The sequence below is a fragment of the Novosphingobium album (ex Hu et al. 2023) genome (genome assembly GCF_022832385.1).
Lineage (GTDB): Bacteria > Pseudomonadota > Alphaproteobacteria > Sphingomonadales > Sphingomonadaceae > Novosphingobium > Novosphingobium album.
On the sequence record NZ_JALHLE010000075.1, the window covers coordinates 1 to 499 of the forward strand.

The window sequence follows — 499 nt, forward strand, 5'->3', positions numbered from 1 at the left end:
TCTGGCGCGAGTCGTGCGCAGTATGACCGGTTGCAGCAGGACCGCGATCGGGTGGCGCGGGAACTCCGGCTGTCACGGCGTACTGTGGATGCGATTGCGGCTGTGATTGTCGGGCAGGGTCGCAACCTCAGCGAGGCCAGGCTGGTCGAGGCAATCCGTGCACAGGCCGGTACGGCGCGCAGGTTGCTGGACGAGAATGCCACCTTGCGGACCCGCGTGGCTTATCTGGAAAACCCGGCGATCCGCGATCCGGCCCTTGCTGCGCTGGAGCGGGCAAAGGCTGCTATCGAGGATGGGCGCTTCACCGATGCCGAGCTGGAATATGCCCTGGTCCGGCAGATTCGCTGGGATCAGGTCGCCGATGGATTAACCGCCTGGCGAGCTGCCGTCGAGGGTCAAGCCAGTGCGGCTATCCTTGCCGGTGAGAACGACCGCGCCGAAGACCTGCGCCTGTCTGCGGGAGAAGAGATGCGTGCCCGGCTGGAAGTAGCAGGCAAGC

1 protein-coding gene is annotated in these 499 nt (G+C 65.5%); it reads left to right on the forward strand.

Annotation, left to right across the window (positions count from 1 at the left end; all coding sequences use genetic code 11):
• Positions 1-51: 51 nt before the first annotated feature.
• On the forward strand, positions 52-499 hold a 448-nt coding region (locus MTR64_RS21270; RefSeq protein WP_243996598.1), incomplete at its 3' end, for a hypothetical protein.